The organism is Roseateles sp., from assembly GCF_047654805.1.
GTDB lineage: Bacteria > Pseudomonadota > Gammaproteobacteria > Burkholderiales > Burkholderiaceae_C > Pelomonas.
Window position 1 is genome coordinate 3,723,225 of the sequence record NZ_JASGIV010000001.1, and the last position, 21,990, is coordinate 3,745,214.

21 protein-coding genes are annotated in these 21,990 nt (G+C 67.8%); 14 read left to right on the forward strand and 7 right to left on the reverse strand.

The genetic code is table 11. The features are described 5' to 3' along the window. Positions 1 to 17: 17 nt before the first annotated feature. From QM732_RS16930 to flgA, 3 genes are all read right to left on the reverse strand, one after another. Entirely contained in the window at positions 18 to 407 is a 390-nt protein-coding gene (locus tag QM732_RS16930) for a hypothetical protein (protein WP_415657270.1), read from the reverse strand. Between the two features lie 4 nt (positions 408 to 411). Continuing rightward, positions 412 to 738, reverse strand: a complete 327-nt coding sequence (flgM, locus tag QM732_RS16935) for a flagellar biosynthesis anti-sigma factor FlgM (RefSeq protein ID WP_415657271.1) — start codon at positions 736 to 738, stop codon at positions 412 to 414. Positions 739 to 877: 139 nt separating this feature from the next. Further along, entirely contained in the window at positions 878 to 1,573 is a 696-nt protein-coding gene (flgA, locus tag QM732_RS16940; RefSeq protein WP_415657272.1) for a flagellar basal body P-ring formation chaperone FlgA, read from the reverse strand. 146 nt (positions 1,574 to 1,719) lie between these two features. Here flgA and flgB point away from each other — a divergent pair, with 146 nt between their 5' ends. The 7 genes from flgB to QM732_RS16975 are packed head-to-tail and all read left to right on the forward strand — an operon-like array spanning position 1,720 to position 6,841. Continuing rightward, complete coding sequence (gene flgB / locus QM732_RS16945; RefSeq protein WP_415657273.1) at positions 1,720 to 2,133, forward strand: flagellar basal body rod protein FlgB; 414 nt, start codon at positions 1,720 to 1,722, stop codon at positions 2,131 to 2,133. 16 nt (positions 2,134 to 2,149) lie between these two features. Beyond that, positions 2,150 to 2,566, forward strand: a complete 417-nt coding sequence (gene flgC / locus QM732_RS16950) for a flagellar basal body rod protein FlgC (protein WP_415657274.1) — start codon at positions 2,150 to 2,152, stop codon at positions 2,564 to 2,566. Positions 2,567 to 2,580: 14 nt separating this feature from the next. Beyond that, positions 2,581 to 3,219, forward strand: a complete 639-nt coding sequence (locus tag QM732_RS16955) for a flagellar hook assembly protein FlgD (protein WP_415657275.1) — start codon at positions 2,581 to 2,583, stop codon at positions 3,217 to 3,219. 39 nt (positions 3,220 to 3,258) lie between these two features. Beyond that, entirely contained in the window at positions 3,259 to 4,593 is a 1,335-nt protein-coding gene (flgE, locus tag QM732_RS16960) for a flagellar hook protein FlgE (protein ID WP_415657276.1), read from the forward strand. Positions 4,594 to 4,622: 29 nt separating this feature from the next. Continuing rightward, positions 4,623 to 5,354 (forward strand): flagellar basal-body rod protein FlgF, encoded by a 732-nt coding sequence (gene flgF, locus QM732_RS16965; protein WP_415657277.1) that lies wholly within the window; start codon positions 4,623 to 4,625, stop codon positions 5,352 to 5,354. A gap of 12 nt (positions 5,355 to 5,366) precedes the next feature. Further along, positions 5,367 to 6,149 (forward strand): flagellar basal-body rod protein FlgG, encoded by a 783-nt coding sequence (gene flgG, locus QM732_RS16970; protein ID WP_415657278.1) that lies wholly within the window; start codon positions 5,367 to 5,369, stop codon positions 6,147 to 6,149. A gap of 11 nt (positions 6,150 to 6,160) precedes the next feature. After that, positions 6,161 to 6,841 carry a flagellar basal body L-ring protein FlgH gene (locus tag QM732_RS16975; RefSeq protein WP_415657279.1) on the forward strand — a complete coding sequence of 227 codons (681 nt, stop codon included), beginning with the start codon at positions 6,161 to 6,163 and terminating at the stop codon, positions 6,839 to 6,841. Between the two features lie 112 nt (positions 6,842 to 6,953). Here the strand turns inward: QM732_RS16975 and QM732_RS16980 are convergent, their stop codons facing one another. Genes QM732_RS16980 through QM732_RS16990 form a run of 3 tightly spaced genes read right to left on the reverse strand, consistent with a single transcriptional unit; the run spans position 6,954 to position 10,270 of the window. Continuing rightward, positions 6,954 to 8,222, reverse strand: coding sequence for an amidohydrolase (locus QM732_RS16980; protein ID WP_415657280.1), 1,269 nt, complete (start codon positions 8,220 to 8,222; stop codon positions 6,954 to 6,956). 45 nt (positions 8,223 to 8,267) lie between these two features. Next, the gene (locus tag QM732_RS16985; RefSeq protein ID WP_415657281.1) at positions 8,268 to 9,188 is read right to left on the reverse strand and encodes a hypothetical protein; all 921 of its coding nucleotides are present in this window, start codon (positions 9,186 to 9,188) and stop codon (positions 8,268 to 8,270) included. Further along, on the reverse strand, positions 9,185 to 10,270 hold the full coding sequence (locus tag QM732_RS16990) for a glycosyltransferase (RefSeq protein ID WP_415657282.1): 1,086 nt from the start codon (positions 10,268 to 10,270) through the stop codon (positions 9,185 to 9,187). The genes QM732_RS16985 and QM732_RS16990 overlap by 4 nt, the downstream gene beginning before the upstream one ends. Before the next feature lie 402 nt (positions 10,271 to 10,672). On the opposite strand from QM732_RS16990, the gene QM732_RS16995 reads away from it, so the two are divergent. The 7 genes from QM732_RS16995 to QM732_RS17025 all read left to right on the forward strand — a co-directional run bounded on the left by QM732_RS16995 (position 10,673) and on the right by QM732_RS17025 (position 20,318). Further along, a complete protein-coding gene (locus QM732_RS16995; RefSeq protein ID WP_415657283.1) occupies positions 10,673 to 11,782 on the forward strand; it encodes a flagellar basal body P-ring protein FlgI in 1,110 nt (369 codons plus the stop codon). Then, positions 11,782 to 12,663, forward strand: a complete 882-nt coding sequence (flgJ, locus tag QM732_RS17000; RefSeq protein ID WP_415657284.1) for a flagellar assembly peptidoglycan hydrolase FlgJ — start codon at positions 11,782 to 11,784, stop codon at positions 12,661 to 12,663. Before QM732_RS16995 ends, flgJ begins: the two co-directional genes overlap by 1 nt. Before the next feature lie 14 nt (positions 12,664 to 12,677). Then, positions 12,678 to 14,666, forward strand: a complete 1,989-nt coding sequence (gene flgK, locus QM732_RS17005; protein ID WP_415657285.1) for a flagellar hook-associated protein FlgK — start codon at positions 12,678 to 12,680, stop codon at positions 14,664 to 14,666. A 14-nt stretch (positions 14,667 to 14,680) separates the two neighbouring features. After that, positions 14,681 to 15,901: a flagellar hook-associated protein FlgL gene (gene flgL / locus QM732_RS17010; RefSeq protein ID WP_415657286.1), complete on the forward strand. Its 1,221-nt coding sequence runs from the start codon at positions 14,681 to 14,683 to the stop codon at positions 15,899 to 15,901. Between the two features lie 118 nt (positions 15,902 to 16,019). Then, complete coding sequence (locus tag QM732_RS17015) at positions 16,020 to 17,204, forward strand: EAL and HDOD domain-containing protein (RefSeq protein ID WP_415657287.1); 1,185 nt, start codon at positions 16,020 to 16,022, stop codon at positions 17,202 to 17,204. A 55-nt stretch (positions 17,205 to 17,259) separates the two neighbouring features. After that, the gene (locus QM732_RS17020; RefSeq protein WP_415657288.1) at positions 17,260 to 19,710 is read left to right on the forward strand and encodes a PAS domain-containing protein; all 2,451 of its coding nucleotides are present in this window, start codon (positions 17,260 to 17,262) and stop codon (positions 19,708 to 19,710) included. A gap of 8 nt (positions 19,711 to 19,718) precedes the next feature. Next, positions 19,719 to 20,318: a response regulator gene (locus tag QM732_RS17025; protein WP_415657289.1), complete on the forward strand. Its 600-nt coding sequence runs from the start codon at positions 19,719 to 19,721 to the stop codon at positions 20,316 to 20,318. Positions 20,319 to 20,508: 190 nt separating this feature from the next. Here QM732_RS17025 and QM732_RS17030 read toward each other — a convergent pair whose 3' ends face one another. Beyond that, the gene (locus QM732_RS17030) at positions 20,509 to 21,843 is read right to left on the reverse strand and encodes a sensor histidine kinase (RefSeq protein WP_415657290.1); all 1,335 of its coding nucleotides are present in this window, start codon (positions 21,841 to 21,843) and stop codon (positions 20,509 to 20,511) included. Positions 21,844 to 21,990 lie beyond the last annotated feature (147 nt).

A 21,990-nucleotide genomic window follows, 5' to 3' on the forward strand; every position in this document is an offset into this window, starting at 1 on the left:
TTCAATGGCGGTGGCCGTCAGGCCTGGAAGCTGCCGCCCAGGCTGCGGCGCTCGGCCTTGCCGCCGGCCCCATACAGGCCGGTGGGCTCGCTCGGGATCAGCACATCCAGCGCGCGGTCCAACGAGGCATTGCCGCGGGCGAGGGTTTCTCGCTGGGCAGCCAGCAGGCCACCGGCGCGCACCAGTCGGTTGCGCAAAGCGGGCGGCACACTGCCGGTACGGGCGGCTTCGCTGAAGCTCTGCACGGCGCGGGCCAGGTGCTGGTGCAGCTCGGCCGCATGCTGCTCGATGGCGGAGGCATCGCGACGCGCCAGGGCGTCGCCCAGTTGGTTCAGCGCCGCCTCGACGGCCAGCAGGGGCTGTTCGAGTTCGGGGCCGAGCGGAGTGGACGAGACGGTGGCAGTCATGGATTCAGTGCTTGTTGGCGCGCGCGCTCACCAATTCTTGCGCATTTGCGACCAGTTTGTCCGCGATGGCGTTCGCGTTGACCGTGAACTTGCCCTCACTGATCGCCTTGGAGATGCGTTCGACCTTGGCGGCGTCGAAGCTGCCGTCATCGCCACCCGAGCTGGCGGCGAGCTTGGCGGTGCTGGAAAGTGCGACCTGAGTGCTGGCCGCCGGTGTGGACGTCTGGCGAACGATGTCGTTGGTGCCGGAGACCTCGGGCTTGCGCGCGGCGGGACGCTGCTCGACCTTGGCCGGGCCGGCGCTTCCTTCAGGGCTGTTACCGATTTTCATGAGCTTCTCCAGGGTGCGGGGACGGGCCCCGCTGGGGGCATTGCGAGGGAGTTTCCTCCTGTATCGGCCCCTGACCCGGGAACTTGAGCGGGAACTGGCGGTTTTTTCCACCCAGTTCCGGCGATTCGTGGCGCTTTGCTCACAGCGCAAGCTCCACCCGGCGCTCGGCGACAGCTCGACCGCTGACCACGCGGCCACTCTCGAAGCGAACGCGCACCTCCTGGCCCTCGATGCCCGCGGACATGGCCTGGGCCTCCGCGGCCACCGCAAACCCCGCTCCGACAGCCAGCACCTGCACCGTTTCGCCGGCCGCAAACCACTGGCGGGACTTCAGCGCCGGTGCCCGCACTGCCTCGGCGGCTGCCAGCGGGCGCGCCAGGGTACGGCCGACCAATTGGGCCGGATCGGTGAAAACGGCGCCTGGCTCGGCGGCAATGTCGATATCGGCCATCGCCAGCTGCTCCTGAGACAGGTTCACGCCAGCGGGCAGCGGGCCGCTGGCCACGACGGCGCGGCCGAAGACGGCCACCCGTACCGGCAGGGTCACGTTCCAGCGCGCAGTGCCGTCAGTGCAGCGCAGGCCGATGCGGCTCCTGCCCCAGACGGCCATGCCGGGCGGCAGATAGGGCTGGACCTGTCGGCAGGGCGCCAAGCGCAGGCGTGCATCCAGCGCACCGATCTCGACGGAAACACGGGTGTTGGGCGGCGCGGTGGCGCTGGCGGCCGTCTCGGCCAGAACGCGCACACGCTCCAGCAGCGCCGGGTCGAGCACGGTCTGCGCCCGGGGCGCACCGGCGGCGAGCAGGCAGACGAGGAGCAGGGCGACACGCAGCATGGTCGCCACTCTAGGGACGGGATCCCCTTCCCTAGGCCCGAATTGAGCTGCTTTGCCCCCGCTAATCCCGCTCATGTTTTCGGTGCCGGTTCAGACAATTTGCGCAAGGAGCCATCCCGGCTTCACCCCTCGACAGAGGCCCGCTGATGTTGAACCGAATCACCGACACGCTGAATTTCCAGACCCAGGCGCTGACGCTGCGGGCGGAGCGTCAGCGCCTGCTCGCCAGCAACATCGCGAATGCCGACACGCCGGGCTACCAGGCCCGTGACATCAACTTCGCCAAGGCGCTGCGCGAAGCCACTGGTGAGATCGGCACGCCCGGCGCGCTGCAGGCAACGCAGCGCGGCCACCTGACTCCGCTGGCCGGCGCGCGCGGCGAAAGCGGCAAGGACTATGCGCTGCAGTCCCAGACCAGCCTGGACAGCAATGGCGTCGACATGGACCGCGAGCGCGCCAGCTTCGCAGACAACTCGGTGAAGTACGAAGCGACTCTGCGCTTCATCAATGGCTCGGTGCGCACGGCGCTGGACGCGATGAAGTCGCACAACCAAGCCTGAGCGGGAGTAGGCGGCCATGTCGATGTTTCAGATCTTCAACGTCTCTGGCAGCGCGGTCAGCGCGCAGAGCCAGCGGCTCAACGTGGTGGCCAGCAACCTGGCCAACGCCGATACGGTGGCAGGCCCGGACGGCCAAGCCTACAAGGCGCGCCAGGTCGTCTTCCAGACCCAGCTGATGGGCGCGGGCAACGACAGCGGCAATGCCGGCGTGCGCGTGACCAATGTGACCGAGGACCAGACACCGGGCCGCCGCGTGCACGATCCCAAGCATCCGCAGGCCGACGCCGACGGCTACGTGACCTACTCCAACGTGAACCCGGTAGAAGAGATGGTCAACATGATCTCGGCCTCACGCTCCTACCAGAACAACATCGAAGTCATGAGCACGGCCAAGAGCCTGCTGCTCAAGACGCTGCAACTGGGCCAGTCCTGAGCCTGAGGTAAGTCATGGACGTCTCCGCCATCAACAGCACCGCCTCGTCGAACACGACCGCGGCGAAGAACGCAGCCGACACGCAGGACCGCTTCCTGAAGCTGCTCGTCGCGCAGATGAACAACCAGGATCCGCTCAACCCCATGGACAACGCCCAGGTGACGAGCCAGATGGCGCAGATCCAGCAGGTCACATCGCTGTCCACGCTGGACACCAGCATCAAGAACCTGGGTCTGCAGCTGGGCCAGATGCAGGCCATGCAGTCCATCTCTCTGGTGGGCCGCGAGGTCAGCGTGCCGGGCAACCAGATCCAGGTCGTCAACGGCGTGGCCGGTGCCAGCTACGAGCTGGACGGCGCGGCCCAGACCGTCAAGCTGGAGATTCTCGGCCCGGCCGGCAACGTCATCGACACGCAGCAGCTCGGCGCCCAGGGTTCTGGACGCCAGACCTTCACGTGGAACGCCAACAACCTCGTCGCCGAGGGCACAGAAGTGAAGTACCGCATCACCGCCCTCAACGGCACGGCAGCGGTCAACTCGACGACCTACGCCCACGACAAGGTCAGCGCGGTCTACAGCGACAGCGGCAACCTGATGCTCGAGCTCGAGCGCCTGGGTCCCGTGAACTACGCCACCGTCTCGTCCGTCAACTGACGCATCCCCTTCACCCCGCACGACAGCAAGGACTCCCCCATGAGCTTCCAGCAAGGCCTCTCCGGGCTCAACTCCGCATCCAGGAACCTCGACGTCATCGGCAACAACATTGCCAACTCGGGCACCTACGGCGCCAAGAGCTCCCGGGCCGAGTTCGCCGATGTCTACGCGGCCTCGCTGAACGGCGCCGGCACGAACCAGATCGGCATCGGCACCAGCCTGCAGACGGTGGCCCAGCAGTTCAGCCAAGGCAACATCACCACGACCGAGAACCCGATGGACCTCGCCATCAATGGCGGCGGCTTCTTCCAGCTCAGCGACGGCACAAACCCGATCCGCTACAGCCGCAACGGCCAGTTCAAGGTCAGCAAGGACGGCTTCGTGGTCAACAACGACGGCCTCAAGCTGATGGGCTATCCGGCCAACGGTGCCGGCGTCATCCAGCCTGGCACGGCCCAGCCGCTGCAGTTGCCCACGGGCGGCATCCCGCCGGCAGTGACCACCAGCCTGAATATGGAGTTCAACCTCGACTCGCGGTTGAAGACGACGTCCCCCGCCGCCGGTGGCACGGGCATCGACCTGCAGGACTCGACCACCTACAACAACGCCACGTCCATGACCGTCTACGACGCCAAGGGCCAGGACGTGGCCGTCACCTTCTATTTCCAGAAGGGCGCTACCGCCGCCAACGGCGCCGACACCTGGTACATCTACGCAACGGCCAACGGCACCCCCTTCAGCACCGATGCCAGCGGCGCCCCGATCACGTTGGATGCCAACGGCAACCCGACCACGCCCTACACGACCATCACCTTCCCGCCGTCGGGCGGTGCACCCGACAGCATCGCCGGTTCGACCACCACGCCGCCCGGCGCCATCACGATGGACATCCCCGCAGGCGTCAGCAGCCGGGGCAACTCGACGCTGCCCATCGCCGGCATCCAGCTCGACCTGACCAAGATCAGCGAGAACGGCAGCAGCTTCGCCGTGACCGCATTGACCCAGGACGGCTATGCGCCGGGCCAGCTCACCGGCATCCAGGTCGCTAACGACGGCACGGTGCTGGCCCGTTACTCCAACGGCCAGAGCAAGCCGGCCGGCCAGGTCGAGCTGGCCAACTTCCGCAACCCGCAGGGCCTGCAGGCGCTTGGCGGCAACATGTGGATCCGCACCGTCGCGTCGGGCGACGCCGTCGTCGGCGTGCCGGGCGACGGCAACATGGGTGCACTGCAGTCCGGTGCGCTGGAGGAAAGCAACGTCGACATCACGGCCGAACTGGTCAACATGGTCACCGCACAGCGCGCCTATCAGGCCAACGCGCAGACCATCAAGACGCAGGACCAGGTCATGCAGACCATCGTCAACCTCCGTTGATGACACGCGACTGAAGACGAGGACGCGCGATGGACCGCATGATCTACCTCTCGATGGCCGGCGCCAAGGCGGCCATGCAGCGGCAGGACGTGCTCTCGCACAACCTCGCCAACGTCACGACCAACGGCTTTCGCGCCGAGCTGCAGGCTTTCCGCGCAGTGCCAGTGCGCGGCGATGGCGCCTCCACTCGCGCCTATGCACTGGAAACCACCATCGGCTACAACGACGCCCAGGGGCCGCTGACGCCCACGGGCCGCAACCTCGACGTGGCCATGCAGGGCCAGGCCTGGCTGGCCGTTCAGGCCAACGACGGCACCGAGGCCTACACCCGCGCCGGTTCGCTGGACGTGAATGCCGAGGGCCTGCTAGTCATGCGCAACGGCATGCCGGTGTTGGGCGATGGCGGCCCGATCAACATTCCACCCAACAGCGAAGTGGCCATCGGCGGCGACGGCACCGTCAGCGTCAAGTCGCCCAACCAGAAGCCGACGACTGTGGGCCGCCTCAAGCTCGTCACGCCGGAGGCTCAGACCCAGCTCACGCGAGGCGATGACGGCCTGTTTCGCGCCGCCGATGGCGACCTACCGGCCGACCCGGCCGCGCGGCTGCAGGACGGTGCACTGGAAGGCTCCAACGTCAGCCCGGTCGAGACCATGGTCGCCATGATCGCCGCCGGCCGCCAGTTCGAGCAGCAGATGAAGCTGCTGCAGATTGCCCAGACCCAAGGCCAGCAATCGGCCAAGCTGCTCGGAAGCACCTAAGGAATCCCCGCCATGATGCGCTCGCTCTGGATCGCCAAGACCGGCATGGAAGCCCAGCAGACCCAGCTGGACAACATCTCGCACAACCTCGCCAACGTCGCCACCAACGGCTACAAGCGCTCCCACGCCGTCTTCGAAGACCTGATCTACCAGAACATGCGCCAAAGCGGCGCCAACAGCACCGAGCAGACCGTGCTGCCTACCGGCCTGCAGGTTGGTCTGGGTGTGCGGCCCGTCGCCACTGCACGCATCTACACGCAAGGCAACCTTCAGCAGACCAGCAACAACCTGGACCTCGCCATCAAGGGCGATGGCTTCTTCCAGATCCAGATGCCCGACGGCACGACGGCCTACACTCGCGACGGCTCCTTCCAGCTCGACGCCAACGGCCAGATGGTCACGAGCAATGGCTACACCGTGCTGCCCGGTGTCACCATCCCGCCCAACGCCCAGAGCCTGACCATCGGCAACGACGGCACCGTCAGCGTGACGTTGCCCGGCCAGGCCGCGCCGCAAAGCGTGGGCCAACTCCAGCTCGCCACCTTCGTGAACCCGGCCGGCCTTGACCCCAAGGGCCAGAACCTGTTCACAGAGACGGCGGCCAGCGGCACACCCAACACAGGCGCTCCCAGCAGCAACGGCATCGGCGCGCTGCAGCAGGGTTTCGTCGAGACGTCCAACGTCAACGTCGTCGAGGAACTGGTGCAGATGATCCAGACCCAGCGTGCCTACGAGCTGAACTCCAAAGCCGTGCAGACCTCTGACCAGATGCTGCAGAAGCTCGCCCAGATCTAAGGCAGCCCGCCATGAAGAAGTTCTTCGCCCTGCTCGCCCTTCCGGTCCTCCCCGCGCTGCTCGCCGGCTGCGCGACGCCCTACCCCGAGCCCCAGGTCGAGTTGGCCCACACTCCGGTCGTCAACCTGCCGCCAGTGCAGGCGATGGCACCGACCAACGGCGCCATCTACCAGGGTGCCAGCTACAGGCCGCTGTTCGAGGACCAACGCGCCCGCCTGGTCGGCGACACGCTGACGGTCAACATCATCGAGAAGGTGTCGGCCACACAAACCAGCACCAGCGAGCTGAGCAAGTCCGGCAGCCTGTCGGCAGGCGTGAGTGCACTGCCCCTGGTCTCGTCCAACTCCTTCGGCCGCGCCAGCGCCGGCGCCACTTCCAGCAATGACAACAAGGGCAAGGGCAGCAACCAGAACACCAACGAGTTCACTGGCGCCATCACGGCCGTCGTGACAGCCGTGCTGCCCAACGGCCACCTGATGATCAGCGGCGAAAAGCAGATCGGCGTGAACCGCAACGTCGACGTGCTGCGCTTTTCCGGCCAGGTAGACCCGCGCGCCATCGGCCAGGGAAACTCCGTGGCATCCACCGCAGTAGCCAACGTGCGCATCGAGCAACGCGGTCGCGGCGCCACCGCCGACGCCCACGCGGTAGGCTGGCTGTCGCGCTTCTTCCTCAACATCGCGCCGAGCTGACGCACCCCTGCCGGCTTCGCCGCCGCCTCAGGTGGCTGTCGCAGGCAGCCTGCCTGGTGTAGCCGGGACCACGGCGCAGTTGAGCCGTCCCATCAATGGGCTGGTGCTAGGTTCAATCAGCTTTGCTGAGCAGGTAGTCAACCGCCAGGTTGGCCAGGGCTCTGACACCCACCTCAAGCCCGCGCTCGTCGACGATGAAGCGCGGCGAGTGGTTGGAGTAGGCCTTGCTGGGCTCGACGTCGGGCGGCGTCACGCCGACGAAGAAGAACAGGCCCGGGATCAGGCGCTGAAAGAAGGAGAAGTCCTCGGCCCCGGTCGCCTTGGGCACCACCTCGATGCCCATAGGCCGCGGGCCGGTGCTGGCGACCCGGGTCAGCGTGGGCAGCATCTGCTCGGTCAGCACAGGATCGTTGCGCGTGACCGGATAGTTCTTGGTGATGCAGACCTTGCATGTTGCACGCGAAGCCGCCGAGATACCCTCGGCCAGTTGCGTCACACGCTCGTGGATGGCGTCCCGCATGCTCTCGTCGAAGCTGCGAATCGTGCCGCGCATCTCCACCGAGTCCGGGATGATGTTCTCGCGCACCCCGCCCTTGATGGCACCGATGGTGACCACGGCGGGCTCGCGGTTCAAGTCCAACGTGCGGCTGACGATGGTCTGCAGGCCCAGCACGATCTGCGCCGAGGTAACGATGGGGTCCACGCCCAGCCATGGCGCGGCACCATGCGTCTGCTTTCCCTGGACGGTGATGCGCAGCTTGTCCGAACTCGCCATCGTCGGCCCCGGCCGGTAGCCGATGACACCTGCTGGCTGACGCGAGGTAACGTGCAGACCAAAGATGGCGCCAGGCGTCGGGTTCTCCAGTGCGCCCTCCTTGATCATCAGCGCGGCACCGCCCTCCTCGCCCTCGGGCGGCATTTCCTCGGCGGGCTGGAAGAGGAATTTCACTGTGCCGGGAAGATCGGCGCGCAAGCTGGCCAGGATGCTGGCCACGCCCATCAGGATGGCGACGTGGCAGTCGTGCCCGCAGGCATGCATGACGCCCACATCCTCCCCGTTCCAGACAGCGCGGACCTGCGATGCAAAGGGCAGTTCGACCTCTTCGGTAACGGGCAGAGCGTCCATGTCGGCACGCAGCGCCACGACGGCGCCCTCCCGGCCACCGCGCAGGGTGCCAACGACACCAGTGTGGGCCACGCCGGTCCGGACCTCGTCAAAGCCCAGACTGCGCAGATGCTTGGCGACGATCGCCGCGGTGCGGAACTCGCGGTTGCCCAGTTCAGGGTGCTCATGCAGGTCGCGCCGCCATGCGATGACCTGGGGCTCCAGAGCCGCCGTCAGCGCGGCGATGCGTTCGCTCAGGGGAAGCTGCGGACTCATCGGGCCATGGTAGGCCGCGATGGCGGGCCTGTGGGCCACGGCGTCTCAGTTGCCCAACAGGCGGCGTAACCGACGTTTCAAGTCCAGCCACTGCTTGCCGCGCGAGCGGTCGATGCGCTTCACATCAATCAGCGAGAAGCCACCGCACCCAGTCAGCGTGTGCAGGCCAGCGGTGTGGCTCTCGCTGACGAGGTCGCCGGTCAGCCGCTCCGTGCCGGCCTCGATGTCCACACGCTGCGGCGTCAGCACGGGGAAACGCAGCAACCGCGTGGCACCGCCATAGCTGGTCGAGCTGTCCTGGACGGGTAGGGTCAGCACGCCGTCGCGTCCGACGAATGGCCGACCGCCCGGGCGCGCGCCCTCGCGGTTCACGCGCACGGGATTGGCGGGCAGTGCTGTCCATGGGCCGGTCAGCGCGGGAGCGTGGGCGATGTGAAGTTCACGCTGGTCGCGCGCCCCGGGGCCGACCAACGTGTAGAACATCCACCAGCGCCCCTGGTGCTCGATCACGGACGCATCTGCCCCCGGCACGCCATCAATCAGCGCGCACTCGCGCGTCCAGCGATCCAGCGAGGCGTCGAGCGCGCGGTAAAGGGCAACTTCCCCTGCCTGGTAGGTTTCCGGCACCATCCATGTCTCGCCCTGGTGCTCGAAGACCTGGGGGTAGGACAAGTGGAAGGGTTTGTCCAACACCGTCGTCCGGCCACGCCAGGCCAGATCGGCCAACGCAAACTCGTGACGCTCGATGTTCGCGCGCTTGTACCGGTAGTCGAACGCCTCGACGAAGACGTGCAGGGCGTCGCCCCGCACCAGACCGAAGGGGTCGGCCAGATAGCGCCAGCGGCCCGCGTCGGGCAGCCAGGTAATGCTGTCACGCGCGGCTCTGAGCCTGCCGGCGTCTACGTCCTGGATGGAAAGCGGAACGATGCCGACCTGCCAGAAGTCGGTGCGCGGCCTTTTGATCATCCGGCAATGATCGCCTCGTCCTCATCCTCGAAGGTCTTGGCCCGGGTGGCCTGGCGCAGCAGCACGTCGCGATAGAAACCCAGCGTACGGGCCACAGCATTGGCGCGGTCGTAGGCAGCAGTTGCGTATGTAACGACGCGCTGCCGGGCACAAAGCGGGCGCAGCCGGTCGATTTCTTCGGCGATGGCCCGGCCCAGCGCATCGGCGTTGCCGACCGGAACGAGGCGAGCCGGCTGGCCGGCCAACATTTCCAGGGGCCCCTGCGTGGCCGTGGACAGTACCGGGCGCCCGGCCCTCATGGCTTCCAGGATGGCCAGCGGGAAGGCCTCCTCGCGGGACGGGGAGACGAAGAGGTCGAATGCGTTCAGGGACTGGTCGACATCGCTGCGGAAGCCCAGCAGCCGGATGCGCGGGTCCCCTGCCACCATGCCCTTCAGCATGGCTTCGTCCGGCCCCTCGCCAAGGATGGCGAGCACGGCATCGGCCGGGGCGTGTGTCTTGAAGCCGGCGATCAGCAGGTCCATGCCCTTGCTGGAGTGCAGGCGGCCGACGCTGCCAACCAGCAACTGCTCGGGCGTCAGGCCCAGTTCGGCGCGCAGGTCGGTATGGCGAGCGGCTGCCGCTGCATCACGTTCCGGCGCCCAGTTGTAGATGACGCTGGCCAACGCAGCACCGCCGGGCAGGCTGTCACGCTGGGCGCGGTTTACACAGACGAGGCCGTCCAGGCGAGCATGATGGTGGGCCTTGTAGCCGACGTGCAGCGTGCCGATGCGCGCCGATCGGCGAACATGGGCAACCGCCTTGCAGGCCGGACCCAGATGGCCATGGCAGACGTCTGCGCCAAGACGGCGCGCGAGCGCCGCGACACGCCAGCCACGCAGCAGCGGCAGGCTCAGCCCATGAAAGCGCACGCCCGGTGCCAGCGCGGCAGCCACCGCCGAGTTGGCCGAACCGATGACGTGGACACGGTGGCCAAGCGCAGCCTGGGCGTTGGCGAGGTCGATGCAATGCCGCTCGCCGCCCGCGATGCGGGACGAAAACACGACATGAACCAGGGTCAGCGGTTCGAAAGGCAGTGGCATGGCAGGTCTGGGAGGCGAAGGCAACTCGGAAAAGTATTTGAAACTTTACCGAACTACACATTCAGAAACCTGTCATCAAATCCGGGCCCGACCTGCCGTTAACCCTGAAATTGCAGTCAAAGTCGGTCAAATTTCATCTAATGCATTCATAACGCGAAGTTATGCCACCTCGAACAACATTCGCGCGCCATTGCCCGCACCCCAAAGGTGCAAGGGATCGGGATTGACAGAATCGCATGACCCGCGGCCGAAAGGCTGAGTACAAGCTTGCGGATCGCCGTCGGAGCACCCCGGCCAGAAGGCGGCGGGCGGGCGCCGCGACCTGCCACAGCCCAGAAAAGCAGGGCAGTCCGCGTCCTTTTCACTGGCTTGGCAAGCTCAAGCGTCCGCAGAATCTGCCGAGTGAAGTCCCTGCAAGCCCTCCTCCTCTGCCTGGCCGTCGTGCTGGCGCCCCTGGCGCCGCCGGCTCAGGCCGCCCGCATCAAGGAAGTCGCCTCGGTGGCCGGCGTGCGCTCCAACCCACTGACGGGCTACGGCCTGGTCGTGGGCCTGGACGGGACGGGCGACCAGACCACGCAGGCCCCCTTCACCGGCCAGAGCCTCACTGCCATGCTGCAGCAATTCGGCGTGCTGTTGCCCCAGGGCGTGACCATGCAGCCACGCAACATCGCCGCGGTCATGGTGACGACTTCGCTGCCGCCTTTCGCCCAGCCCGGCCAGCAGCTGGACATCAATGTGTCGTCCATAGGCAATGCCAAGAGCCTACGCGGCGGCACGTTGATCGCCACGCCACTGCGCGGTGCGGACGGACAGGTCTACGCCATCGCCCAGGGCAACCTGGTCGTCGGGGGCGCTGGCGCGTCGGCGGGCGGCTCGAAGGTGCAGATCAACCACCTCAGCGCCGGCCGCATCCCGGCGGGCGCCCTCGTCGAACGCTCGGTGCCGACGCCCCTTGCCCAGGGCGAGAGCATCCAGCTCGACCTCAACAGCAGCGACTTCGCCACCGCCCGCGCCGTGGCCCAGGCCATCAACAAGGCCAAGGGCAGCGGCGTCGCCCAGGCACTGGACGGCCGCGTCGTGCGGGTGCGCGCGCCGGCCGCGCCGGATGAGCGCGTCGCCTTCCTTGCCGACGTCGAGAACCTCGCAGTCGACATGGCCACGCCGGCCGCCCGCGTCGTCATCAACGCGCGCACTGGCTCCATCGTCATGAACCAGGCCGTCACGCTGTCGTCCTGCGCCGTGGCTCACGGCAGCCTGTCGGTGACCATCAGCTCCACCCCCGTCATCAGCCAACCCAATGCGCTGTCCGGCGGGCAAACCACCGTGGCCGAAAAGGCTGACATCTCCATTCGCCAGGAACCCGGCAGCTTGATCCAGCTGCCCGCCGGCGCGAGGCTGTCGGATGTCGTCAAGGCGCTGAACTCGCTGGGCGCCACACCCCAGGACCTGCTCGCCATCCTGCAGGCCATGAAGAGCGCAGGCGCCCTGAATGCCGAGCTCGAGGTGATCTGATGGCCTCGTCGTCCTTCCAGTCCATATCCGGCCAGAGCCTGGGCAGCCTCGATTCCCTGAATGGACTGAAGGCCCAGGCTTCGCGCGACCCCAAGGCCACCATCCGCGAGACGGCTAAGCAGTTCGAGGCGCTCTTCATGCAGGAAGTCATGAAGAGCATGCGCGCATCCACGCTGTCCAGCGGCATGCTGGACAACAGCGCCACCCAGCTCGGCACCGAAATGCTGGACACCCAGTTTGCCGGCAAGATGGCAGGCCTGCCCGGCGGCCTGTCGGACGCCATCCAGCGCCAGTTGCAACGCCAGATGGGCGTGCAGGACCTGTCGCCCGAGAGCGTCAAGAAAGCCAGCCAGACGACTCTGGCCCAGGCCCTGCCGGCGCTGGCCACAAAGGGCATCCCCAGCCACGTGCAGAGCTTCATCCAGCAGCACGACGCCGCCGCCCGCTCGGCGTCTGCCGCCAGCGGCATCCCCGCCAGCTTCATGGTGGCGCAGGCGGCCCATGAGAGTGGCTGGGGCCGGCGCGAGATCACCGGCGCGGACGGTACCAAGAGCCACAACGTCTTCGGCATCAAGGCCACGCCGGGCTGGACGGGCAAGACCGTCGACGTGAAGACTACCGAGGTCATCAACGGCCAGGCCGTCAAGGTGACGGCCAAGTTCCGCGCCTACGGCAGCTACGACGAGGCCTTCAAGGACTATGCCCGGCTGATCAGCAGCAACGACCGCTACGCCAAGGTTGTGGCCCAGGCTCAGAACGGCAATGCCGCCGGCTTCGCACAGGGGCTGCAGCAGGCGGGCTACGCCACCGACCCGGCCTATGCCAGCAAGCTTGCCAAGGTCATCGACACCACGCAGCGCGTCCAGCGCAGCCTGGCATGAGGAAGGATTGAGCCATGCCCAGCCTGCTCTCCCTCGGCGCGCGCGCCATGTTCGCAAACCAGGCGGCGCTGCAGACCGTCGGCAACAACATCGCCAACGCGAACACGCCTGGCTATTCGCGCCAGTCGGTGGTGCTCACGACGGCGCCGGGGCAGTACACCGGCGCGGGCTTCTTCGGTCGCGGCGTGGACGTGCAGACCATCGAGCGGGCGCATGACCAGTTCCTGACGCGCCAGGCTGCGGCCACCAAGTCCACCGCTGCAGGCGATGCCACCCGTGCCGACCTGTTGACCCGGCTGGGCAAGCTGCTGCCGCTGGGCACTGAAGGCCTGGGCTATGCCGCCAGCCAATTCCTCAACGCCATGCAGGACGTGGCCAGCCGCCCCAGCGACCCTTCGGCCCGCCAGGTCGTTCTGGGCCGCGCCGGCGACCTCGCCGCGCGCTTTCGCGATGCCGGCGGCCAGATCGAGGCCATGCAGGCCGGCATCGTCGGCGACCTGCGCAGCGGCGTGCAGAAGGTCAACGACCTAGCCCAGCAGATCGCGCGCATCAACGACCAGATCGCCTCTAACCGTGGCAGCGGCCACGAACCCAACGACCTGCTCGACCAGCGCGAACAGCTTGTCTCTCAGCTCAGCGAACTCGTCTCCGTCACCACCGTCGCGGCCGACGATGGCACCCTGGGCGTCTTCATCGGCGGCGGCCAGCGTCTGGTGCTGGGCAACTCGGCCACCTCGCTGGAAGTGGTGCCCGACGCCTATGACCCCACCCGCGCCGTGCTGACCATGCGCGAGGGCAACTTGCAGCGCCCCATGGACGAGTCCGTCTTGACCGGCGGCACGCTGGCCGCGATGCTGCGCGTGCAAAACCGCGATCTCGTGGACGCGCGCAACATGCTGGGCCAGCTCGCCGCCGCCATCGGCACGCGGGTCAACGAGCAGAACGCACTGGGGCTGGACCTGTCCAACCCGCCGGGCATGGGGGCCAACATCTTCAGTGTGGCTGCCCCACGCGTGCTGCCCGCTGCCAGCAACCCCAGCGCTGCACTGCCCCAGGTCAGCATCACCGACGCCACCCAGCTCCAGGCCAGCAGCTACCTCATCAAGGTCACGGCCGGCGGCTACGAGATCACACAGTTGCCCGACGGCAAGGCCATTCCCTTCGTCGACGGTGACGAGGTGGACGGCGTCACGATCAGCTTCCCCGGCACACCCGCGCCGCAGGTCGGCGACCGCTTCCTCGTCGAACCGGTCGGCATGGCAGCCACGGGCATGAAGCTGGTGCTGGAATCACCTAACGGCATCGCGGCTGCGTCGCCGCTCACGGCCACCAGCAACGTTGCCAACACCGGCACGCTTGGCATCCAGAGCATCTATGCCGTCAACGGTACCTTCAGCGCCAGCACTGCGGCGCAGCTGCCGCTGACCCTCACCTTCGGCACAGCCAACGCGGACGGCAGCGTCAACTACAGCCTCTCCAACGGCCAGACCGGCGTCTGGCGCGCCGGCCAACCCATTGGCAACGACCTCCCGCCGGGCATTGACCTCGGCTTCCAGCTCAACACTACCGGGGTCCCGCGCACCGGCGACAGCCTCACCATCGACCCCACCAAGTACACCGACACCAACAACGGCAACGCCAAGGCCTTCCTGGACCTGCAGACCGAGACCTTCATCGGCCGCCAGCAGCAGCGCGACGCCAGCGGCGCCCTGGTGCTGGACGCCAACGGCAACCCGGTGACGACGGCTGGTGCCACCATCACCGACGCCTACGCCGCCGACATCAGCGACATCGGCGCCCGCACCCAGAGCGCCACCTATCTCAGCAGCGTCTCGGCTGGGGTGGCTAGCAGCGCCGAGCAGGCACGCTCCAGCGTGGCCGGCGTCAACCTGGACGAGGAAGCCGCCCGGCTCATGCAGTTTCAGCAGGGCTACCAGGCCGCCGCCCGCGTGCTGCAGACCGCACAGTCGCTGTTCGACGAACTGCTGCGCCTGGCCAACTGACAGGAAAATCCGCCGTGAGAGTCTCCACCGCCAACCTCTACGAAGCCTCCATCAGCAACCTGCAGCGCCGCCAGACCGCGCTGCAGACGCAGCAGCAGCAGCTGACGTCCGGCAAGCGCGTGCTCAGCGCAAGCGACGACCCCACTGGCGCAGCCCGCGCCGAGCGCGCCCTGGCCACCGTTGGCCGCGTCGACGCCAACCAGCGCTCGCTCGAAGCCAGCCGCAACAGCATGACGTTGGCCGAGTCCGCCCTGGGCGACGCCGGGGAGCTTCTGCAGCAGGCCCGCGAGACGATGGCAAGCGCAGGCAATGCCAGCTACACCGACGCCGAGCGCGCCTCCCTGGCACAAAAGCTCAAGGGCCTGCGCGACCAGTTGCTCGCCATTGCCAACCGTACCGACGGCGCGGGAGGCTACGTCTTCGGCGGCCAAGGCTCGGCCCAGCCACCCTTCCTCGACCGCAGCGGCGGCGTGACGTACGTCGGCGTGCCCGGCCAGATCCAGAGCGGCAACCTCGAGGACTTCCCGCTGACGCTGGACGGCCGCGGCGCCTGGGAAAGCGCGCCCAGCGGGAACGGCTTCTTCGTCACCGCCGCCGGTACCAACCCCACCAGTACGCCGCCCGGCGCCGCCGCCCAGGGCTGGATCGACAGCGGCTCCGTCTCAGACCCGTCCAAGCTGACCGGGCTGGCCTACAGCATCGCCATCAGCGGCACCGCACCATCGCAGACGTACACCATCACCCCTGCACCCGTCGACGGCACACCCGACACAGGCACCTTCACGTCCGGCAAGGCGCTGGAGTTCGACGGCATGAGCATGACCATCTCCGGTGCGCCCGTGAATGGCGACAACTTCTCCCTCACCCCATCGACCGATTCGCTGAAGGTGTTCGACGTGATGGACCGCGCCATCAACGAGCTTCTGACACCGAACCGGGGCGGCGCCCAGATCACCCAGGCCAACAACAACGCCCTGCGCGATATCGACGCCGTCATGACCCGGCTGCAGAGTGGGCGCAGCCAGGCCGGCGAGGTGCTCAACAAGCTCGACGGCAGCGAAAGCCGCATGTCTGCTCTCAAGCTCTACTCGCAGCAAGAGCAGAGCGCCGCCACCGACCTGGACATGACCCAGGCCATCTCCGAATTCAGCAATCAGCAGACCGGCTACCAGGCAGCGCTCCAAACCTACGCCATGGTCCAGCGCATGTCGCTGTTCCAGTACATCAACGGCTGATCGCCGGCCTCCGAGCCGGCGCTGCCGGCAGGCGTCGGCGTGAAGCAGTCACGATTTGCCGGAATTTGCGTCGGGTGGTCGTGGCAGACTGCCGCATTCACCGTCCCCGCGCTGCGCCATGCCCGACAACATCCCCGCCGCTCTCGATCACGCCATCCTGCCCGGCGTCGCCCTCGGGTATGCCCCAGTCATCGACCGCCAGCGCGCCATCACCACCACAAGGCTGACCCTGGTGCCGCTGCGGGCGGACGCCCGGACGGACCACGCCGAACTGCTCGGCGCACTCGCCGCCACCTGGCCCCAGGGCGGAGCCGTCATCAGCCCCCAGGGCGAGGCCCTGCTGACTGCCCTGCTGGCCCAGCCGCCTGCAGCGCCCACGCAGATCGAGATTCCGGCCTTCATCGCCGCCGACCCGGCTCATGCCGACGGTATCGCCGCGCTCAAGGCCGCCGGCCACAGCGGCCTGCTCAAGGGCCTGCCCAACGCGCCTCTGCCTCCCGCCGTCGCAGCGGTCTTCAAGCAGGTCGTACTCGAACCGGGCCAGGCCGCGCCTGCGGGCGTCGCCCTCGTCCATGCCGGCGTGCGCGGCGCCGAGGCCATCGAATCCAGCTTCCAGGCCGGCGCCCAGAGCGTCATCGGCTGGCCCATGGAGGGTGTCTACGATGCCGCCCCGGGCACGGGCAAGACCGACATCGCCGCCGATCTGCAGGTCATCGTCGAGCTGATGGCCCGCGTGGACGAGGGTGAGGATGTCGAGCGCCTGGAGCAGACTCTCAAGCGCGACCCAAGCCTGGCCTTCAAGCTGCTGCGCTACATGAACTCAGCGGCCTTCGGCCTGCCGGTGGAAGTGTCCAGCTTCCGCCACGCCATCATGCTGCTCGGCTATGCACGCCTGCGGCGCTGGCTCGCCCTGCTGCTCACCACCGCCAGCAAGGACCACAGCATGCGCCCCATCATGTACGGCGCCTTGCGCCGCGGGCTGCTGATGGAGGAGCTCGCCGCCGGCATGGAAGAGCGCGAGATGCGTGACGAGATGTTCATCTGCGGCCTGTTCTCGCTGCTGGACCACATGCTCAAGCAGCCCTTCGAGAAGTTGCTGCAGAGCATTCCCGTGCCAGAACGGGTACGCCAGGCCCTCGTCGAAGGCAGTGGCCCCTTCCTGCCCTATCTGGACCTGGTGCGCGCCATCGAGTCCGAGAGCGTGTTCGACTACCGCGATCGCGCCGACGCGCTGATGCTGGGCGCCGGCGAGGTCAACGCCTGCGTGCTGCGGGCGCTGCACAAGGCGGCCCAGCTCGAATGAGCGGCGCCGGCTTCGCGTGATGTCGGCGGGCCAGCCTGCGTCGGACGGCTGAACCATGTTCGGCCCGTCCGCCTCCACTGCGCTGCTCGACCTCGTCGGCGATCCGGTGCTGACGCTGCGAGCCGACCTGTCCGTGCTGCGCGCAAATCCGGCTGCACGCGAATGGCTGGGCAGCGACGCTGCCGAAGGCTGGCGGCTGCTGCGCAACGCGGCCGGCGCCCGCCTCGAGACCTGGCTGCGCGACGCAACACTGGCCATAGACGCAGGCCGCGCGCCGCCGATCGCACCGCCGCTCAAGCTCGCCGACGGCCAGCGCGCCACGCTGCGCCTGCTGCGCGAGCGTCCCAACTGGCTGCTGCTCGCCCGTCTCAGCGCGGCCGACCCGGGCGAGCCGCCACTGGCCGAATGGCTGGCCCTGTCGCCTCTGCCAGCCATGCTGGCCGATGTCGCCAGCGGCACCGTGCTTCGCCACAACACAGCCTTTGCCGCCCTCTACACCGGTTCACCGCGCCACCTCAACGACTTGCCCGACCTGCTGCAGGCGCTGCTGGGCTGGCATCGTGGCGCGCCGCTGCCGGCGCTGGCGGCCCAACGCGCACAGGACGGCCCCCTCGTCACCGAGGCCGAGTTCATCGATCCCCAAGGCCAGCAGCGCTGGCTGGGGGCGCGGCTGCGGCTGTGGCGCCACAACGGCCGTACGCTGCTGCTGGCGGTGCTCGAGGATCAGAGCCCCCTGCACGAACGCGACCTCGCGCACCAGCAGCTGGACGCGCTGATGGACACCGCCGCTGTCGGCCTGGCGACCTTCCAGCCCGAGGCCGGATGGCTCAAGGCCCATCGAAAGGGCTCGCCCTTCAAGACGGGCGCCAAGCAGCCGGTGGGCTCTCTGCAGGGTATCAACCGCGAGATCGTCGAGCCCGCCTCCCTGCCCGAGTTCGAGCGCCTGCAGCGCGCACTAAAACGGGGCGACGCCGTCGAGGTGCGCTATGCCGTACGCCATCCAGAACTGGGCCGGCGCTGGCTGCTGACACGCGTTGCGCCAGGGCTGCTGGCCGGAGGGCGGCGCTCCACCTCGGTCGTCACGCTGGACGTCACGGCCCAGGCCCAGGCTGAGAATGCACTGCTGCTGCGTGCCGAAAGCGAGCGCGCCGTGCTGGACTCTGTACTGGTAGGTATCGTCACCGTCGGGCCGAACGGCATCGAGTGGATGAACCGCTCGGCACGTCGCATGTTCGGCTGCGAGCTGGAGGATGTGCGCGGCAAGCCCATGGGCGTGCTGGCGCCCGACGACGACGAGCACGCCTTCCACGCAGAGCCCAGCACCGACGTGTTCGAATGCAGGCTTCGTGGCCGCGACGGTCGCGCGTTCTGGGTGATCGGCAATGCCGTGCAGACGCCGCGCGAAGACGGTGGCACCCAGCTGACCTACGCGCTGCTCGACATCGACCGGCGCCGCCAGGCCGAGGCCCAGAGCCGCATGGCCCAGGCGTCGCTGGCCCGCATCATCGAAGGCGCGCCACTGGCCATCACGTTGCACGAAGCCCAGAGCTTGCGCATCGTCAAGCTCAACCAGGCTGCCGCGGCGCTGGCTGGCCGGCCCGAGGCCACGCTGCTGGGCGGAACGCCGGCCCAGCTTTTCGGCGCTGAGCAGGGAGCTCAGGTCGTAGCCGACATGCGCGAGGCCCTGGAGTCGCAGGCCGTCGTGCAGCGCGAGTACCACGTGCCGACCGGCCCTGTCACGCGCATCTGGGACGCGCGGCTGCTGCATCTGGCCGGCGTCGGTGACAGTGACGCCAACGGGCCCGAGCTGCTCTTGCTGGTGGCCAGTGACGTGACCGAACAGCGCGCCGCCGAGCAGGCCCGGCTGCAGGCCGCCATCTCGCAGCGCGAACTGCTGGTGCGCGAGGTGCACCACCGCATCAAGAACAACCTGCAGGGTGTGGCGGGCCTGCTGCAGCAGATCGCCGCGCGCCGACCCGAGGTCGCGCCGGTACTGAAGGAGGCCGTCGGCCAGGTGCAGGCCATCGCCCAGGTCTATGGCCTGCAGGTAGGTGCCAGCGGGCCGCTGCTGCTCAAGCGCGTCTTCGACGCCATCGTCGGCTCGGTTCAGCGCATGCAGGGCCGCGTCATCACCACCGCCGCCGAAGGTGGCGCGCTGATGGAAGACTGGTGCCTGCCCGAGGCTGAGGCCATTCCCATCGCGCTCAGCCTCAACGAGCTGCTGGGCAACGCGCTGCGCCACAGCAATGAAGCCCAGGTGCGCTGCCAGCTCATCTGCGACATGGCGGGTGTGACCGTCGAGATCGTCAACCCCGGCCGCCTGCCCCAGGGGTTCGCCCTGCAGAACGTAAAGAGCGGCGTCTCCGGCCTGGGCCTAGTGCGCGCGCTGCTGCCGCGGCGCAGCGCCATCCTCAGCCTGGAGCAGCAGGACGGGGACGTCGTCTGCCGGCTGGAACTGATTCCGCCCAGCGTGGTTCACAATCCGGGCACAAGAGCAAGTTTCTGAGGGGCGCGGTGAGCAAGGGCAAGATCCTGGTCGTCGACGACGACAGACTGGTGCTGGCAACGCTGAGCTACGGGCTCACGCAGGCCGGATTCGAGGTCATCGATGCCGACAACGGCGACGACGCCATCCTGCTCGCCCGTGAACACCGGCCCGAGCTGGCCTTGCTCGACATCCGCATGGAAGGCCTGACTGGCTTCGATGTGGCTGCCTACCTGCGCGAGTTCCTGCAGACGCCCTTCATGTTCCTGTCCGCCTTCACGGACGAGGCCACGGTGGCCAAGGTCAAGGAACTGGGCGCGGTGGCCTATCTCGTCAAGCCGCTGGACATCTCGCAAATCGTGCCCGCCGTCGAGGCCGCCTTTGCGCGTTCGACCACACCAGCCGCCCCCGCTCCAGCAGTCCCGGCTTTCGAGAGCCCCTCGGAGCTGCCGTCGCTGGAAGTCACGGCGCTGGCCGTCGGCGTGCTGATGCACCGCTACTCGCTGCCGCGCGACGAGGCGCTGGCCCGCCTGATGAGCTTGGCCGCGGCCGATAGCCACAGCCTGCCAGAGCAAGCGCGGCGCATCGTTGACGCCGTTGAGCTGCTGGCTCGCCCCGGGCAACGCTGAGTCACCCTAGCGACATGGCCGTAGTGCCCGACTGCGGACATAGCGCCGGGGCCTGCCATGGCCCTACGGCCTTCGAGAGGCACGAGGCGCCCTCTCTGGCGAGAGGCCTGAGGCTCAATGCTGCAAGCATCGATACCCCCTCGACCGCCCTGCCTCCCCGCGTTCAGCGGGAAGGACCCGGCGGCGAGCTTCAGCCCAACGTGAAATAGAAGCGCGCACCTTCGCCCACGGCCGACTCCGCCCAGATGTCGCCGCCGTGTCGGCGGATGATGCGGCGCACGAGTGCCAGGCCCACGCCCGTGCCCTGGAAATCGCTAGCACTGTGCAGGCGCTGGAACACACCGAACAGGCGTTCCGCGAAGCGCATGTCGAAGCCGGCGCCGTTGTCTGACACCACGAAAACGCGCCGCCCGTCCTGCTGCACGCTACCGAACCCGATCTCCGTGCGATCTGTCTTGGCGCTGTACTTCCAGGCATTGCCAAGCAGGTTCTCCAACACCATGCGCAGCAGCGTCGGATCGCCCTGTACCGTCAGGCCAGGTTCGATGTCCAGCAACAGCTCGCGCTGCGGAGCCGTGCGCTGGAGCTCCTCGATCACATAGCCGGCCTGCTGCGAAAGATTGACAGGCTGGCTGACCAGCGGTCGCGTCGACAGCTGGCTCAGGGAAAGCAGCGCATCGATCATGCTGTTCATGCGCGCCGCGGCGCTCATGACGCGATCTAGGTGGTCATTGCCAACGCGGTCCAGCCGCGCGCCGTAGTCTTCCTTCAGGATGCGTGCGAAGCCCTCGACGACGCGCAGCGGCGCGCGCAGGTCGTGCGAGACCGTGTAGCTGAAGGACTCGTGCTCGGCGGCAAGGTCGGGCTGGGCTTGCGCCTGTGCCGGCGCAGCTGCCTCCTCCTCCTCCGGCCGAGCCGTACCGAGATAGCCGGCGAAGTGCCCTTGGGAATCGATGCAGGGCAGCCCGCGCAGCCGCCATGGCGCCCCACCATCCGCCGCTGCAAGCTGCAGCTCGGCGAAAGGCTGGTGGGCATCGAGCCGCTCACGCAGCTGGGCTGCGGGTGCAGCGGGCTCGAAACGCTCCCACAGCTGCTGGGTGCTCGCTCCAGCCCCCACCCAGCTCGACGACGGCGCACCTTGTGGCGCCTGCCATCGCACGAGCCGGTGATGGGCATCCGTGGCCCATTGCCAGTCGCGCTGCAACTGGGCCTGCATCAGCAGTTGCTGGCGTGCCTCGCGCAGCGGCTCGGCCAGGCGTTGGCGGGTCAGACGCACGCCCGCGTGCCAGCCCAGTGCTGCCGCGACAAGCACCATGACACCCGTGAAGAAGGCCGTCAGTACGAGGGCCGCGTGCACGAGGCCGACCTCGCCACCCCAGACGCGCACCAGCGCCAACACCACCAGGCAACCCAGCACGAGCAGCAACATCGCCACCGCGGCCAGACCCAGCACCAGCAGTCGCATCGGCAGTCGTCGCTCCTGGCGGCGCGACGTGAGCGCGCTGTCCTCGCTGAGGCTGTTCATGCAGGGCATTGTAGGCAGCGCATCCACGACCAAGGAGCAGGTCGCCCCCGACATGCCGCGATGTCAATAAGCACCATGAGCGCTGCGGAATGTGTGCATTCCTTCGCAATTGGTACCCCTCCCACCCGAGATACATTTAGGCGTGCC